General features: G+C 48.6%; 17 protein-coding genes. 10 read left to right on the forward strand and 7 right to left on the reverse strand.

The genetic code is table 11. The features are described from left to right. Nucleotides 1-81: 81 nt before the first annotated feature. From ACFOET_RS08645 to ACFOET_RS08660, 4 genes are all read left to right on the forward strand, one after another. Entirely contained in the window at nucleotides 82-258 is a 177-nt protein-coding gene (locus ACFOET_RS08645) for a hypothetical protein (protein WP_379021613.1), read from the forward strand. A gap of 649 nt (nucleotides 259-907) precedes the next feature. Continuing rightward, entirely contained in the window at nucleotides 908-1,510 is a 603-nt protein-coding gene (locus ACFOET_RS08650; protein WP_379021615.1) for a hypothetical protein, read from the forward strand. Between the two features lie 215 nt (nucleotides 1,511-1,725). Next, nucleotides 1,726-2,295, forward strand: coding sequence for an ORF6N domain-containing protein (locus ACFOET_RS08655; RefSeq protein WP_379021617.1), 570 nt, complete (start codon nucleotides 1,726-1,728; stop codon nucleotides 2,293-2,295). 24 nt (nucleotides 2,296-2,319) lie between these two features. After that, complete coding sequence (locus tag ACFOET_RS08660) at nucleotides 2,320-3,159, forward strand: hypothetical protein (protein ID WP_379021619.1); 840 nt, start codon at nucleotides 2,320-2,322, stop codon at nucleotides 3,157-3,159. A gap of 176 nt (nucleotides 3,160-3,335) precedes the next feature. Here the strand turns inward: ACFOET_RS08660 and ACFOET_RS08665 are convergent, their stop codons facing one another. The 5 genes from ACFOET_RS08665 to ACFOET_RS08685 are packed head-to-tail and all read right to left on the reverse strand — an operon-like array spanning nucleotide 3,336 to nucleotide 9,352. Continuing rightward, on the reverse strand, nucleotides 3,336-3,491 hold the full coding sequence (locus ACFOET_RS08665) for a hypothetical protein (RefSeq protein ID WP_379021621.1): 156 nt from the start codon (nucleotides 3,489-3,491) through the stop codon (nucleotides 3,336-3,338). Nucleotides 3,492-3,529: 38 nt separating this feature from the next. Then, nucleotides 3,530-6,472: a DNA polymerase III subunit alpha gene (locus tag ACFOET_RS08670; protein ID WP_379021623.1), complete on the reverse strand. Its 2,943-nt coding sequence runs from the start codon at nucleotides 6,470-6,472 to the stop codon at nucleotides 3,530-3,532. Further along, nucleotides 6,453-7,649, reverse strand: a complete 1,197-nt coding sequence (gene dinB, locus ACFOET_RS08675; RefSeq protein WP_379021625.1) for a DNA polymerase IV — start codon at nucleotides 7,647-7,649, stop codon at nucleotides 6,453-6,455. The genes ACFOET_RS08670 and dinB overlap by 20 nt, the downstream gene beginning before the upstream one ends. A 20-nt stretch (nucleotides 7,650-7,669) precedes the next feature. Continuing rightward, the gene (locus ACFOET_RS08680) at nucleotides 7,670-8,065 is read right to left on the reverse strand and encodes a hypothetical protein (RefSeq protein ID WP_379021627.1); all 396 of its coding nucleotides are present in this window, start codon (nucleotides 8,063-8,065) and stop codon (nucleotides 7,670-7,672) included. Nucleotides 8,066-8,083: 18 nt separating this feature from the next. Then, nucleotides 8,084-9,352: a hypothetical protein gene (locus ACFOET_RS08685; protein ID WP_379021629.1), complete on the reverse strand. Its 1,269-nt coding sequence runs from the start codon at nucleotides 9,350-9,352 to the stop codon at nucleotides 8,084-8,086. 967 nt (nucleotides 9,353-10,319) lie between these two features. Here ACFOET_RS08685 and ACFOET_RS08690 point away from each other — a divergent pair. The 4 genes from ACFOET_RS08690 to ACFOET_RS08705 are packed head-to-tail and all read left to right on the forward strand — an operon-like array spanning nucleotide 10,320 to nucleotide 12,549. Beyond that, the gene (locus ACFOET_RS08690; protein WP_379021631.1) at nucleotides 10,320-10,688 is read left to right on the forward strand and encodes a DoxX-like family protein; all 369 of its coding nucleotides are present in this window, start codon (nucleotides 10,320-10,322) and stop codon (nucleotides 10,686-10,688) included. Continuing rightward, nucleotides 10,678-11,409 carry a DUF2071 domain-containing protein gene (locus ACFOET_RS08695; RefSeq protein ID WP_379021633.1) on the forward strand — a complete coding sequence of 244 codons (732 nt, stop codon included), beginning with the start codon at nucleotides 10,678-10,680 and terminating at the stop codon, nucleotides 11,407-11,409. The genes ACFOET_RS08690 and ACFOET_RS08695 overlap by 11 nt, the downstream gene beginning before the upstream one ends. Beyond that, nucleotides 11,400-12,167 (forward strand): class I SAM-dependent methyltransferase, encoded by a 768-nt coding sequence (locus ACFOET_RS08700; RefSeq protein WP_379021635.1) that lies wholly within the window; start codon nucleotides 11,400-11,402, stop codon nucleotides 12,165-12,167. The genes ACFOET_RS08695 and ACFOET_RS08700 overlap by 10 nt, the downstream gene beginning before the upstream one ends. Continuing rightward, complete coding sequence (locus ACFOET_RS08705; protein WP_379021637.1) at nucleotides 12,151-12,549, forward strand: hypothetical protein; 399 nt, start codon at nucleotides 12,151-12,153, stop codon at nucleotides 12,547-12,549. Before ACFOET_RS08700 ends, ACFOET_RS08705 begins: the two co-directional genes overlap by 17 nt. Before the next feature lie 118 nt (nucleotides 12,550-12,667). Here the strand turns inward: ACFOET_RS08705 and ACFOET_RS08710 are convergent, their stop codons facing one another. Beyond that, a complete protein-coding gene (locus tag ACFOET_RS08710; protein ID WP_379021639.1) occupies nucleotides 12,668-13,261 on the reverse strand; it encodes a hypothetical protein in 594 nt (197 codons plus the stop codon). Continuing rightward, nucleotides 13,258-13,656: a DUF3592 domain-containing protein gene (locus tag ACFOET_RS08715; RefSeq protein WP_379021641.1), complete on the reverse strand. Its 399-nt coding sequence runs from the start codon at nucleotides 13,654-13,656 to the stop codon at nucleotides 13,258-13,260. The genes ACFOET_RS08710 and ACFOET_RS08715 overlap by 4 nt, the downstream gene beginning before the upstream one ends. A gap of 154 nt (nucleotides 13,657-13,810) precedes the next feature. Here ACFOET_RS08715 and ACFOET_RS08720 point away from each other — a divergent pair, with 154 nt between their 5' ends. Both ACFOET_RS08720 and ACFOET_RS08725 read left to right on the forward strand, forming a co-directional pair. Next, entirely contained in the window at nucleotides 13,811-14,275 is a 465-nt protein-coding gene (locus tag ACFOET_RS08720; RefSeq protein ID WP_379021642.1) for a contact-dependent growth inhibition system immunity protein, read from the forward strand. Then, on the forward strand, nucleotides 14,272-14,562 hold the full coding sequence (locus ACFOET_RS08725) for a type II toxin-antitoxin system RelE/ParE family toxin (RefSeq protein WP_379021644.1): 291 nt from the start codon (nucleotides 14,272-14,274) through the stop codon (nucleotides 14,560-14,562). Before ACFOET_RS08720 ends, ACFOET_RS08725 begins: the two co-directional genes overlap by 4 nt. Nucleotides 14,563-14,823 lie beyond the last annotated feature (261 nt).

Genomic DNA, 14,823 nt, shown 5'->3' on the forward strand with positions numbered 1-14,823 from the left:
GTAAACATGTACTCTCTACGCTCCTTCATAATCATATTATTTGTGGGCGTAAAACTACAGCCGATCAGTTAATCAGAAAATATGTACTTGGTAGGCCGGATACATGAGGACACATCATTCACCGCAAATTATCAAGACAAATGGAATTACATCTACGAGTTCTATCAACCGAACAAAAAGGGGTATACACCTACTTGGGACCGGATTTCGATATCGAAGACCGGAAACGCGCTGACGTATGAACGGATTCTTGATTGAATACGCTACCCGGTTGAAATGTAAACACAAACGCCCTTTATACAGGTGGACTATATTACCTATGAACCTCAATGTATTCGCCTTTTGACTTAAGACAAAGCCGATAGCCATTAAAAGCACATAGCAACAATCCCAGCACACATGAAATAAGCGGCAAAAGATAACGGAATTTGGCGCTGTATGTTTTATTCCGTAAAGGGACAAACGCTGACAATGCGGCGGGTACTGCAGCAAAACCCAAAAGTAATGCCATTCCGACAAGTGCATCCACGACACGCAAAAGTATCTTCGTATTGCTATCGGTTACTCCGGAAAATGACACGAAAAATTGATTCAAAGCTTCTGCTATAGAAAGGAGAATCAGCACAATAAACCACAGGTTTCTAGGTTACTTTAACATACGTTTAGTAATGATACTTAGTCGCCATGACTCGCCTCCATTGGTGAGTTCCACCAGGCGGAGATTGAGCTAAATCAAAGATAATCTTTTTGCAGACATAATAATTCGGTTTCCTTACCTTTACTCCATAACCTTGATGATGTTTGGAATGCTTAAGAAATCTGCCCTACAGGATCGACCGCTGGATGCGGAGATGGGGGAATCGCATTCAACAAGGAATCTATTGGTATTTATGCAACTCCATTGAAGATGGCGACCGCACCAGAAACCCATAAAAAACCTGTAGGCTTCGATATGCTAGCGGGACTATCCGCTATCGGGATGATCGGCTGGATAATCACCAGCTATTTTGGAGGAATGGTATTGTTCCTTCTCGCTTACGGGTTCATCATTGTGCCTATCATCATTTTGTACGTTGTATCATTTATTGAGACGCTGATCTCGCTAATTAGAAATGGAAAAGCAACGAGCAAGACGAAACTGATCGCTCACGGAGCCGTGATATCACTCGTTATCCTATTAAATGTTGCCGAATCGGATTTGCTGAAGTCCAAACGGGTGATGACGGCTATTTTGAAAGATGACCTTTTTCATTATAAACTCGTATTCCGCAAAAACGGCCGGGTGGAAAACCAGGTTTATGGCATGTTTGGATACGCAACAACCTACCATGGCCGGTATAAGCTGAAAGACAGTTTAATCGTTTTCAGCAAAAGACCTTACGACAACGACTTCATTCCGGATACCGTACTTTTGGATAAGACTCAGCATGCGATTTTCATCAATAGAAACAAAGACGGTGGGTTTGACGTCGAAAAAGAGTGGCTGAATCACTTTGAGATAATAGAGTAAGCAGCCGACATTGCAGTGTAATCTGCATTCGCTATAAAATCCTAAAAGGCAAAGCCCCGAAACGGGCGGATCGGGGTGACGCATTCCGGCCCCACTTTGTTACAGCGGGACTATCTATATTATTGGACGTCAAAAACTAAACACCTATATTTACCTCAAGTAGATTATCCGTCTTGAGGTCACAATTTGTGACCTCAAGACTAAACAACCAACTTATGACAAAAACTGAATCAACACAAACCGAAGTTATATTGCTAGAGGCGGATGTTCAAAACCAGATTTACAACATCAGAGGATTAAACGTAATGATAGACAGTGACTTGGCCACACTTTACGAATTAGAAACCAAGGCACTGAACCAAGCCGTAAGACGTAATATTGAGCGATTTCCCAACGATTTCATGTTTCAATTGACTAAGGAAGAGTGGGCTAACTTGCGGTCACAAATTGTGACCGCAAGTTGGGGAGGTCGGCGAAACGAGCCCTTTGTGTTTACTGAGTACGGGGTACTAATGCTATCAAGTGTCCTCAACAGCCAACGAGCCATCCAAGTCAACATACGGATCATGCGGATATTTAACCAACTCCGAACAGCTATCATGAGCGAAACTGATATCCGCCTCGAAATTGAAAAGATAAAACGATCGCTTGATAACCACGACAAAAATATTGAGTTAGTATTTCACTACCTCGATGAGTTGAACGATAAGATTAAGCGACCGCCACTGTTACCGGATAGGGAGATGGTGGGCTATAAGATTGGGGAAGGAAAAGACAAAAATTAGCTAAAAAACACGACGCAGAAAAACATGGGAGCTTGGGGAACAGCAATATCATCTAACGACACTTACGCGGACATTTATGGTGAGTTTTTCGACCTTTACAATGAGGGACTTGACATTGCAGAGATTTCAAAAAAACTACTTACTGACAACCAAGAAATAATAAAGGACAAAGACGATAGTAACAATTTTTGGTTCGCATTGGCAAAAGCACAATGGGAATGTAAGCAGCTTGACAAAGAGCTATTTGAGCGAGTAAAAACTATTATTAAAACAGGCGCTGACCTTGAAGTTTGGAGACGACTTGAAGCAGGCGAAAAAGATATTAAGAAGCGCAAAATTGTACTTGATAAATTTTTAGCAGACCTAACAACCGAAAGACCAAGGGCAAGGAAGAGAAAAAAGAAAACAATTCGTCAACCAGTTTTTGAGAAAGGTGATTGCCTGACCTTTAAACTCCAAAATGGAAATTATGGTGGCGCAGTTGTTCTGGAAGCGATTAAAGACAGTGAATACGGATATAACCTTATCGCCTCGACAAGAATGAACCAACAAAATAAACCGACAAAAAAAGACTTCGAAAATGCCGAAGTACTTGTGGTGAATTATGCCAATTGGCAAAACGAACCCAATGTTAGGTGGTACCTTCCAATTCGACACAAACAAATAGCTCATTTAATTGAAAAGGTTGATAATTTAGAAGTTAAGATAAATTACGACGTAACTAACTCAATGCTTGGTTTTTTTGCAGACTTCGACAACTGGATAATTGAAGTGACTAATGAGCAGCTAAAATCTGAAGAAACAAAACCCCGTCCGACGGTAAAACAAACCATTAACGAGCTGACAAAGAAAAGTAATTGGTGATATCCTCAAAGCCGTGATAGTCTTGGTAAGTTTGATTATCACCTAAACGCCGCCACCGATTCTCAATAAAATGCTGCTACCCAAATGTATCCTCCCTACAAACTGCATATTTTCTGAATAATTGATCCGTTGTGGTTTTACGCCCAAATATTATTGATAGGAAAGAGCGTAGAGACTTAAGCCCCGTCCGTATCTTTATACACCGTGACCATGAACCCTTTGCCCTTCTCCACCAGCGGCCAATTGAACCGTTGAATGACGAAGAGGTAGGCACCCTCTTGGAGGGCTTGCCTGAGAACGGCATCGGTGAACGGAACGAAGGGGTTGTACATGGGCTATTTGCATTACAGACAAACAAATATACAAAGCATCATTCACTCCGTGGATCATTCTTCAGCGGCATCCTGCCGCAGCGGGTTACCTCCAGCGAGGGGCAGCCGAACTCGACGACGACCTTGCCCTCGATGAGGTACAGCCCCGCGCCGCGAAGGGCATAGCGCTGCAGCGTCTGCGGGAAGTGCACCGTATCGAAGAACGCCCCTTCGGCATCGAAGAAAGTGCCGAACTTCATGAAGTCACCGCGCTTGGTCTTGACGGTCTTCTCGGCCACGAAATCGCCCACCATGCGCACCGTTTTGCCCTCGTGCTGCAGGAGATCGGCCGCCATGACGTCGCCGCGGTAGTCGCTCCGGGCCAGATCAAACAGGCTGCCCGATACGGCAAAGCCGATGAGCTCCATCTCGTCGTAGAGGTCCTCCACCGGTGAGGTCTCCAGCGGGGGCAGGACGAGCTTGGTGCTGAACGACTCGAACAAGGCCGGGCCGGCCGCCCGGCCCGCGCGCTTATCGGACGACAGCAGCAGGTGGGCTTCCCACAGCAGCTCTTTCTTGCCCGTACCGGTGAATCGCAGCGCACCCGTGCGGATGAGGATGACGAGCTGCTCCAGCATGGCGCCGGTGCGCCGGGTGAAATTCTCCAGGCCGGTGTAGTCGCCGTTCCGCTGCCGCTCTTCGGGGATGGTACGGGCCAACCCCTCCTCCAGATTGAGGAGGCAGTCGAAGCCGAGGTGGATGTCGCTGCCGCAGATGGTGGCCTGGTAGCCGCTGCGGTTTACGCAGGGCAGGTGAACCTTCGCCCCTGCCCTTTTGGCCTCGTTGACGTACACCTTGCGGTTGTAGAAGCCGCCGTAGTTGTTGAGCACGGCCACCATGAACTCCTTGGGGAAATAGGTTTTAAGGTAAAGACTCTGGTAACTCTCCACGGCGAAGCTGGCCGAGTGGGCCTTGTTGAAGCTGTAGCCGGCGAAGCTTTCCATCTGCCGCCAGATTTCGCGGCTGACCTGCTCGTCGTAGCCGCGTGCCCGGCAGTTGCTGAAAAACTTATCCTCGATCTCAATGAGGTGGTCCCGGCTGCGGTACTTGCCGCTCATCATGCGCCTTAAGACGTCGGCATCGGCCATATCGAGCCCGCCGTAGGCGTTGGCGATTTTCATCACGTCTTCCTGGTACACCATCACGCCGTAGGTTTCCGCCAGCTGCTCCCGGAACACGGGGTGCGGGTAGGTGACCGCGGCGGGGTCGTGGTGACGGCGGATGTACTCGGCCATCATGCCGCTGCTGGCCACGCCGGGCCGGATGATGGACGAGGCGGCCACCAGCGTGAGGTAATCGCCGCACCGCAGCTTGGTGAGCAGCTGCCGCATGGCGGGGCTCTCGATGTAGAAGCAGCCGATGGTGTTGGCGCTTTTGAGCTGGGCGGCGACCCGCGGGTCGGTGAAGAACCGCTTGGGATTGTCGGTGCTGATGGTCTCGCCGCGGTTCTGCTGCACGATTTCGCGGCAGTCCTTGATGTGGCCGATGCCCCGCTGGCTGAGGATGTCGAACTTCTCGAAGCCGATATCTTCGGCCACGTACATGTCGAACTGCATGGTGGGCAGCCCCTTGGGCGGGTAGTCCATGGCCGAATAGTGGGTGAGCGGCAGCTCGGAAATGAGCACGCCGCTGGCGTGGATGGTGCGCTGGTTGGGGAAGTCGGCCATGCGGTTGTATACCGACAGGATGGTATTGGTGACCTCGTTCTTGTTGAGCAGGTGTTCGGGCTCGTTGACAAGCCTATCGATATCGCCCTTGGGCAGGCCGTACACCTTGCCCAGCTCGCGCAGGATGCTGCGGCTGCGGAACGTGCCCATGGCACCCATCAGGGCGGTGTGGCCCGACTGGTAGCGGTTGAAGATGTAGTCGTACATCTCGTCGCGCTCGTTCCAGCTGAAGTCGATATCGAAATCGGGGGGCGACTGCCGCTTGGGGTTGAGGAAGCGCTCGAAGGGCAGGTGCAGCGCGATGGGATCGACATCGGTGATGCCCAGGCAATAGGCAACAGCGCTATTGGCGCCGCTGCCCCGCCCTACGTAGTGGAAATCGCGGCCGCGGGCGTACCGGCAGATATCATCCGTGATGAGAAAGTAGCTGGAAAAATTGAGCTGCTCGATGATTTCCAGCTCGCGCGCTACGCGCGTATGGGCCTCCCTGTCGTTTTTTCCGTACCGGCGGGCCAGGCCGTCGTTGGTGTACTTGATGAGCAGCTGCCGGTCGTTGTAGCGGTTGCCGGTGAAGGTCTGCTTGTTTTTCATCGTATGGAAGTCGAACTCGAAGCTGCACTGCCCCAGCAGCCGGTTGGTGTTGCGGATGAGCTGCGGAAAATCACGGTACAGCGCCATGAGCTGCGTACGGGGAATGAACACCTCGTCTTCCGGGGCCACCATCTGCGGCTCCAGCTGCGAATAGAGCAGGTTGTGGTCGATGGCGCGCAGCTGCCGGTGCAGCCTGTAATCCTGCGGGGCGAAGGTGACGGGCGCGAGGATGACATACCGCTCCAGGTGGGCGGCGGGCTCCATGCGGATGCGGTTGCGGTGGTGCGGACGGATGCCGATGTATTCGTTATCGCGGAGATCTGCGGGTGGCACCGCCCCGTAGGGGTACACGACGAAGGTATCGCCCAGTTCGGGGGGCCGCGTGGGCAGCGGCCTTCCATCGCGGTTGTGGCGCGTACGGAATTCGTTGAGCGCACGGAAGCCGTCGTTGTTGCGCGCGATGCCGATGTACAGCAGCGCGTCGCCGTTGCGGAATTCCATCCCCGCCAGGGCGGTGAGCCCCGCCGCTCGGGCCTGTCTCAGGAAATCAAGCGACCCGGTGGTGGTGTTGATGTCGGTGAGCACGGCCGTGTCGTATCCATGGTGCATCATGCCGTGGATGAGGTCATCCAGCGAGAGCGTGCCGTACCGGAGCGAATAATAACTATGGACGTTGAGCAGCACGGCGCCCTCCTTTCGTCGGTTTGGCCGGCATCCCATCGGGCAGGCAGATGCCCTTCACGATGGCCTCCGTGCCGTAGCGCAGCCGGATGCGGTCCATCGCCTGCATGAGGCTCACCTCTTCGAGCGTGTCGTTGAACAGGTCTACCTGGTAGGCACCGTGGATGAGGTGCGAGAACCTGACCCCGATGAGCCGGATGAGCATGCGGCGGCTGTAAAGCTTTTTGAACAGCTCGCCGACCCTGGCGGTAAGCGTGCGGTCGGAGTTGGTGTACGGGATGCGCAGCTGCTGGGTGTGGGTATCGAAATTGCTGTACCGTATCTTGAGGGTGACGCAGCCGGTGAGCTTCTTTTCGCGCCGCAGTTCGAACGCCAGGGCATCGACCATGCCGGCGAGCACCCGCCGCAGCATATCTACATCGATGGTATCCTGCTGGAAGGTAGTCTCTTTGCTCATGGACTTCTGCTCGCGGAAGGGCACCACGGGTGCATCGTCCAGCCCGTTGGCCCTGCGCCAGATGGTGACGCCGTTTTCGCCGAGCACGCGCCGCATGGTGGGCGCTTCCATCTGCTGCACCGTGCCGATGCGGTGGATGCCCATGTTGCGCAGCAGCGTATAGGACTTCTCGCCCACCATGGGGATTTTGCGGATGGACAGCGGGGCGAGGAAGGGCCGCTCGGCACCGCCCTGCACTTCCCTTTCGCCGCAGGGCTTGGCCTCGCCGGTGGCGATCTTGCTCACCGTTTTGTTGACCGACAGGCCGAACGAGATGGGCAGCCCGGTTTCTTTGATGATGCGTTGCCGCAATTCCTGTGTCCATTTCCAGCAGCCGAAGTAGCGGTCCATGCCGGTGATATCGAGGTAGTGCTCGTCGATGCTGGCCTTCTCGACCACGGGGGTGACCTCCTCGATGATTTCGGTGACGATGCCCGAGTAGCGGCTGTACAGGTCGTGGTCGCCCCGCACCACCACCGCCTCGGGGCACAGCCGCAGGGCCAGCCGCATGGGCATGGCGCTGTGGATGCCGAACCGCCGGGCCTCGTAACTGCACGAGGCCACTACCCCCCTGTCGCTGCCGCCCCCGATCAACACCGGCCTGCCCACCAGGCTGCTGTTCAGCAGCCGCTCTACCGATACGAAGAACGTATCCAGATCGCAATGTACCACGTGACGTCCCATCCCTATCTTCGTATTACTAATTATTTTAGTTTGCAATATTCGTTATAACTGTTTAAATTAGCAAGTGAAGGGCGGGCTTTGGCAGGGTAATACATTGGTTTACTGCGAAAAAAAAGGATCATTATAAAGAAGTGGTGTTTCGGGTTAAAGGGCGACAGGACGAACCCAAGTAACCCAGAATATTTAAGTGTATCCAACGCATTCCCAAGTTTACGTTGTAACTTAGTTACTTCATGCTCGTCGTACATTGCCAACCGCCCATAGCGGGTATGACGAAACAAGGCCGTCAGCCGCTGTAAATCCAGGCGCATGATGTTGAGCGCCTCAGCTTCCGCTGGCGCCACGAAGGCTGGAAGTTCTAAGAGCGCAACGAGCGATCGGTCTTTCGGTGTATAAGCCAACGACCGGTGTGCCATACCGCGGAGCACGTGTTTTTAATACTCCTGTATCCAACGGAATTCCGTATTTATCAAATTGAAGGATTTTAGATCACGTTCGCGTAAGGTAATCTTCACTGAATCAGAACCAATCGTCCCTTCGAGTTGGAGGGACTTTAAAAGCCGTTTATACGCAAATATTGATTTTTCATTAGGGTGTCCTGGAGAAAGCACGATTTTTCTGTCTCGGATGTTCCACTGTATTGGGCAATATACTACAGAATCGTTCATAAATTTAATATGGGCATGGTCTGGAAAATCCATAATTAGCTGCTGCCAACGCTTACTGTCAGTCGTTATCGGTGCGAGAGTATCGCCGTTTAAAATAAATCGCTCTGTGTCGTAGATCCCGTACAAAGGCGACACCGCTCGATTTTTACCATGCTTCTGTACCCGTTCAAAACAGCTTGCTATATTCCCAATCAACACGGATGCGATAAAAACAATTTTGACAACTAATGCTGTAATTCGCTGCCATCTTGCAATTAAGTACTCCCGATATAGCCTCGGTTGTGCAAGCTTATTCAAGAGTAATACACGCGTTAAACGGTCCATGTCGGGCTGTATCAGGAATATTGCCATTAAAAGCAGTAGCGAAGAGTAAAGTTTTACCGGTATTTCAAACGCTAAGTTCATCACTACTACATTGAGCATTACCGTCGCAACAACTAGCGCACCGAGTGTGCTTGTCTTCCTGAAAAAAAGTAACAAGCCGCCAAGCAATTCTACCCAACCTACAAAAGCGCTGAAGCCTGCCGAAAATCCAATATAGGACCAGGCTAATCCCATAGGGGTTTTGTCGCCGAACGGCTGCACCAATTCGAACAAAGTTGGTGGTGGCATTTGCAAATGAAATATCTTTGCTGTTCCGTAGAATACCATAGCCGTCGCCAGATAATACCTGACTATCACCAGGAGCCAGTGCCGTACGATTTCATGCTTAGCATTTTTTCTGTCCAAAATACTCCATATCGTTGCGGTCAAAAGTGAAATTAAGGTCACCGTGAATAGGAAAACGAAATCAAAAACCTTATCTCCGATATCGCTGTCAAACAAAACAATAGGTTTTGACAGGAGCAAGACATGATCAGCTACCCAAACCACAAGTGATTTACAACCGTCTGAATATAGTTGTGTAATTGGCTCAAAGGCCGAAATCAGTGTCAATGGGAACGGAAAAATATAAAGGATAAAGAATATTGTAACCGAGCGAAAGCCGATAGCTTTGACAAGAAGCCATGGATTTCTGGACGACTTTTCTATCATATCAATTGCATAATATTGGTTGAGTGTAGTTTCCGTCTCTTATCGAAACAGCAAAAGTTTATCGAGTCCAATTTGGCGTTTTCCATATTCAAACGTCTTTTCCCTCGGGAAAAGAGACGACCCCCAATGCCGAGCAGATTCTGGCATATGGTATTGATTAACTTTTCAAACGAGCCGCTATCTAGTTCTTCTAAAGGATAATTCATAGGCAATAGGATGATGGTGTTTTGGCTATTTCATCGATGGCTAACCTCGGTTATTGATTGGTTTACGATGCTAAGATAAAGAAACGTTTCAAAATACTGAATTTTTAGCTTTCTTTTTCGGGCTAAGAAAGTATAACCTGATCATGTTTTATTGAAGCTGGGATAACTCATAAAAAGACCACCGTAAACCGTTTTGATAATCGTACCCTAAATTTGTAATCTTCCCAGAGTTCAGCTACGCGCACAATTGAAAAACGTTGCGTTATACGCCATAAAAGCGGCAAAATGCAAAGCCCCGAAACGGGGAGAATCGGGGCTTGCTAACTAACCAATTATAAACCTAAATTATGAACCCGACATGATTTAAATAGTTATTAAATCACGAAGGGATAAGAATTATTTAAATCATCAAAGGCTCCATCTGACCATTAAAAAATCAAATCAACGAACAGATGAAAAGACAAATTTTACTAACTGACTATATAACGCACCCAGACCCCGCTTTGTTACATTTGGATTGTTAAAGCTATGTTAAAAAGACAATAGCGTGATAAAAAGAAACCCGTTACCTGAAAGATAACGGGAATCCGCCCCAATGGGATTAGGGGCTATCAACCTAAACCTGTTTTAATAACGGGAAAGCGAAACGTTTATTTCGTGAGTGCCCAAATTTTCCGAAGTTTCCCTACTTTTGCAGTTAGTAACAAGCTCGCAATTGCACAGCTGAAGCAAAAGGACCTCGCTACATTAACCGTTATCCCTTGACAGTACACCGCATACTCACGTATTTCATCGCTGCAATATGGCTGGCAAACGGCCTTGCTTGTAAAGTACTGGGCTTGGTGCCGAGGCACGAACAGATCGTAGCCCGAATTTTGGGTGATGATTTCGCCAAACCGCTGACCATACTGATCGGGACGGCTGAGATGGGGATGGCAGTATGGATACTAACAAGGTGGGTACCGAGATCTAATGCCATTGTTCAAATGGTACTTGTGGCATCCATGAATATACTGGAATTTTTCATGGCACCCGACTTGCTGCTTTGGGGCCGGATAAATGTGCTATTCGCGGTGTTATTCATCGGGCTTATTTATTATTGGGAATTCGTGCTTAGAAATGACATTTAAAAACCATCCGTTTGCTGTTAATGCGTTCTTCGAGCATTCGCTGGTGTTAACATTTGCTATCCCAAAAGCACAAGTGGCTGGCGTAATTCCCGAATGCCTCGAATTAGACCTACTGCGGAACGAATGGGCCTTCCTTGCGGTTGCCATGGTGCAAACAAAGAACCTGCGGCCTGCTGGTTTTCCGGAATGGATGGGCAACGATTTTTTCTTAATCGGCTACCGAATCTTTGTCCGATACCGGACCAGTTCCGGAAAACATCTACGGGGGTTGTACATCCTCCAGTCCGAAACAGATAGCCATCAAATGACCTTCCTCGGAAATATCTTTACGCACTATACGTACTCGACCACGGATATAAGCGTCATGGTAGACGACAAATCGAGAACGGTACGTTCACGTAAATCGGCATTTGAGATTGCTATTGAGCATTGCCCCGAGGACGTGCCGCTACCTGCCGATTCTCCTTTTGCCGATTGGAAGGAAGCACGGAAGTTCGCCGGCCCTATGCCATATACGTTTGGCTACGATAAGACAAAAAAGGAGGTGGTGATCGTTGAAGGTGTGAGGAAAAGCTGGAAGCCTGTCCCAGTTATGGTCAACAGTTACTCAGTGGGGTTCTTCGACCAGCTACACTTGTCGGATGCGGTATTGGCAAGCGCCTTTGAGGTTTCGAATATCCCCTACCACTGGAAAAAAGGAAGAGTAGAGAAATGGATATAAAGCGGAAAGCGTACCAGGGCGTGGCAAACATCGTCCGTTTCAACTGGCATTTCTACGCAATGGCCGGTATGGCCATTGCTACGGCATGGATATGGACAGGTGTCTTCCCGAACGGCATTCAGCACTTAGTAATAATTGCCATTACCTTAGCTACTTTAATCATTATTGTTTCGTTGATGGTGTCTTTTTACATTTACGATCTTTCCGGCCTTTACCGGATGAGATGGCTTGATTGTATCAGCATACCAGAAGGCCAGCCGCATATTCTGAATATCCATTCGGGATTCGACGAAACGAGCGGAATACTTAAGCAAAAGTATGGCGAATCGGCCGTGACGATCTGCGATTTCTATAATTCCGAAACGCATACCGAGGTTTCGATCAAACGGGCAAGAAAAGCCTATCCGCCCGATAGAAAAACCATTCCGGCAGCAACGGATAATCTGCCTTTTTCTGATGGAGCGTTTGATCTGGTGGTGGTGATGCTTGCTGCTCACGAAATCCGCGACCGCGGGGAGCGGATACGGTTTTTCAGGGAAATTAACCGGATAATCTCGACTACGGGAAACGTGGCCGTAACCGAACATCTGCGCGACTTGAACAATTTCTTGGCGTTTTCGATAGGTTTTTTCCATTTTTACCCACGAACATCGTGGCTACAGACGTTTCGGGCGGCAGGTTTGAACGTAAAGCAGGAAATCAGGTCGACACCCTTTATACGGACATTTATACTGGAAAAACATGGCTCTGCATCTTAAAATCACGGGCGTCCTATTGATGACATTGGCTTTCATCCATTTATTTTTTCCCAGGTATTTCAACTGGCGGGAAGCGCTGAGACCGCTGAACCTGATTAATCGGCAAATGATGCTGGTACATGTATTCTTCATTGCGCTGACCGTTTTCATGATGGGCTTGCTATGCGTAATGCATGCGGAGGACCTTATCACAACCAGCTTGGGCAAGACAATTTCCTTGGGATTGGGTGTTTTTTGGCTAATCCGGCTGTTGATCCAGTTTTTTGGGTACGCCTCAGAGCTCTGGCGTGGGAAGGTGTTCGAAACAACCGTGCATGTGATGTTTAGCTTATTGTGGATGTATTTAAGCACGGTGTTTCTTTTGGTCGGGATTGCCAATTGATGGACTGTGCTTTGACGTTTCAAGCAATCAGCCGTTTACACATGGCTCCAAATGGCTCTTCCTATTATCGGAGAATGGCGCTGTCTTAGATAGATCCAGGCTAATCATCGTCCGCTCTTCATCCTTTAAAATGTTCGGCCTTGAAACGTTGTATCTCGTCATAGTCGTTAATACCTAGCAATTCCAGGCCGCGGAGCAACGGCATTTTGCCAAGCACGGTAGCTTGCTTAATAATCGGATAAAGTTCCTGGGAACCGTTTGCACTGAACAGCTTGAAATAATATTGATGTTCCTTTCCAATGGCATCAGTAAACTTGATATAATTGTTTACGCCTTGTGACAACCGGGGATTCAATGTATGGCGCATCGGCGGATTATGGCCGTAATAATCTCCGACGAAAAAGTCGATTGATGTGATGTCGGTTAGTGCATAATAGTGATCGTTTACATGAATTCCATCGGCCGCAAGCACGATGTCGCCTTGCAGCTTGCCGCGCAAGGGCTCATAGCGGAAATGGAAGGCTATCAGCAAAAACAGGCTGACGCAAACAAGGGATATACCGTATACCATGCCGATTAGCGAGCCTTTGGAAAAAAGCAAACCTTCAAAACCCCAAAATATAGTGAAATACACCAGCCACAGGACAACGACAACCCCGTCAACGGTGATAAAGTGCTGCTGCTTGTTAGGTATGAAAAGCTGAAAAATCATCCGGCAGGTGTGTATTGAAAATAGATGCCCCCTCCTATCAATACCAAACCAAGCAATAGAAAAAGGATATCCGTACGCTGCTGGCCTTCGACAATGAAATCTTCAGGACGATCCGATTGGTAATAAACTGTCACTTCATCGCCCTTCCTGTATGCTGCCGGCATACTTCCGTCGGAATATTTGTATCGCACATGCTCGCCATCGGCAAGCGTAAAACGGATAATAGGATAATAGAATATCCCCCGCCCCGCACGGCTTTCGGAAACAATCTCGACCACTCTGCCTTTGGTCGCTGTTCCGTAATGTTGAATCTTGCGCCGCTTTGAATAACGTATGACATAAAATAGCAGGAAGGCAACTCCCGCGATAAAACAGATCAATGACTTGTATTCCATAACTTGCACTAAAATTATGGAAAAAAGGTTTGATTTCCAATGTGCTAAAACGAAGAGCGTATTTCTTAAATTTGAAACGATATCTAACTTCCCGAATATGCTTGGGCATTTCTTTAAATTTGAATGAGAACCTTATGATTGGACAGGGGCTTCATTGAATTACCTAATCCCTTTGGCTATTGATTTCTTAGAAAAAGACCTGTTAACGGAAGGCGACCTCTACGCCGGCGACTTACTTAAAAGTGTACAATCAGTGGATGAGGCATTTTGGGTAAGCAATCCGAAATTGCGTAAAGAGTTGGATGGATTGATGGTAACCGAAAGCCAATTTCGGAATCGCTGCAATCTCGTATCACATTTTTGTAGTTGGCAATTATTTCGTATTTTTACAAAAATGAATGGTCCAAACATGCAAACTTTGATTGTCCAACCAGAAAACAAGGAACAACTTCTTGCTGTTGAAGCCGTATTGAAGCTACTTAAGATTAATTTCGTTGTCGAAGAAGACGAAGCTTTACCTACATATGTCGCGGATGGGACGAAGGAGTCGATGCTGGAAGCACAAGCCGGCAAATTGACGCCATTCACTTCAATTCGAGAAATGCTAGATGTAAAATGAGTCTCGAAATTCATTATACACCCAAGGCCAAGAAATCCCTTCAATTTTTATACGCATTCATCACGGAAAAATTCGGTAAGAGACGCGCTGATAAATTTATCAGGGAAGCTGAAAAAACGATTCTCCTACTAAAGGAGCAACCATATCTCTTTAAGAAAAGTGAATTGGGGGAACATATCCGGCTAGGCCTAATTAGTCGGTACACTTCATTCCTGTACGAGGTAACAAATACTCGCATCATTCTACATTTCTTTTGGGATAATCGGCAAGAACCTTTTTACGATTAATCTTTACAACAACTTCTTATTCGGCTAATAATCGTGTTAAAACTCAGCAACCATTTGCTCGGCTTTCCCAACAAAATGACGGATGACCCCCTCCTATCGCTTTTGCTAAGTGATAACGAAGCATACCGGTTTGCCGAGGAGCGCAGGTTGTTTTATGTGGCTTGCTCCATCAGAGGCGTCGTTGTTTGTAGAAGAGCTGCTAAAAGACAACAATTATGTATTAACCGCGACTGATGGGGTTGTGAACGCCACAGCGTGTCC

Source organism: Parapedobacter deserti (assembly GCF_042646065.1).
Lineage (GTDB): Bacteria > Bacteroidota > Bacteroidia > Sphingobacteriales > Sphingobacteriaceae > Parapedobacter > Parapedobacter deserti.

Excerpts from the sequence above, each read along its gene's own strand:
- ACFOET_RS08650 (WP_379021615.1), top strand. The coding sequence starts at position 908 with ATGGCGACCGCACCAGAAACCCATAAAAAACCTGTAGGCTTCGATATG.
- ACFOET_RS08710 (WP_379021639.1), bottom strand. The coding sequence starts at position 13,261 with ATGATTTTTCAGCTTTTCATACCTAACAAGCAGCAGCACTTTATCACC.
- ACFOET_RS08715 (WP_379021641.1), bottom strand. The coding sequence starts at position 13,656 with ATGGAATACAAGTCATTGATCTGTTTTATCGCGGGAGTTGCCTTCCTG.
- ACFOET_RS08655 (WP_379021617.1), top strand. The coding sequence starts at position 1,726 with ATGACAAAAACTGAATCAACACAAACCGAAGTTATATTGCTAGAGGCG.
- ACFOET_RS08685 (WP_379021629.1), bottom strand. The coding sequence starts at position 9,352 with ATGATAGAAAAGTCGTCCAGAAATCCATGGCTTCTTGTCAAAGCTATC.
- ACFOET_RS08700 (WP_379021635.1), top strand. The coding sequence starts at position 11,400 with ATGGATATAAAGCGGAAAGCGTACCAGGGCGTGGCAAACATCGTCCGT.
- ACFOET_RS08725 (WP_379021644.1), top strand. The coding sequence starts at position 14,272 with ATGAGTCTCGAAATTCATTATACACCCAAGGCCAAGAAATCCCTTCAA.
- ACFOET_RS08665 (WP_379021621.1), bottom strand. The coding sequence starts at position 3,491 with ATGTACAACCCCTTCGTTCCGTTCACCGATGCCGTTCTCAGGCAAGCC.
- dinB (WP_379021625.1), bottom strand. The coding sequence starts at position 7,649 with ATGGGACGTCACGTGGTACATTGCGATCTGGATACGTTCTTCGTATCG.
- ACFOET_RS08645 (WP_379021613.1), top strand. The coding sequence starts at position 82 with ATGTACTTGGTAGGCCGGATACATGAGGACACATCATTCACCGCAAAT.
- ACFOET_RS08695 (WP_379021633.1), top strand. The coding sequence starts at position 10,678 with ATGACATTTAAAAACCATCCGTTTGCTGTTAATGCGTTCTTCGAGCAT.
- ACFOET_RS08660 (WP_379021619.1), top strand. The coding sequence starts at position 2,320 with ATGGGAGCTTGGGGAACAGCAATATCATCTAACGACACTTACGCGGAC.
- ACFOET_RS08705 (WP_379021637.1), top strand. The coding sequence starts at position 12,151 with ATGGCTCTGCATCTTAAAATCACGGGCGTCCTATTGATGACATTGGCT.
- ACFOET_RS08680 (WP_379021627.1), bottom strand. The coding sequence starts at position 8,065 with ATGGCACACCGGTCGTTGGCTTATACACCGAAAGACCGATCGCTCGTT.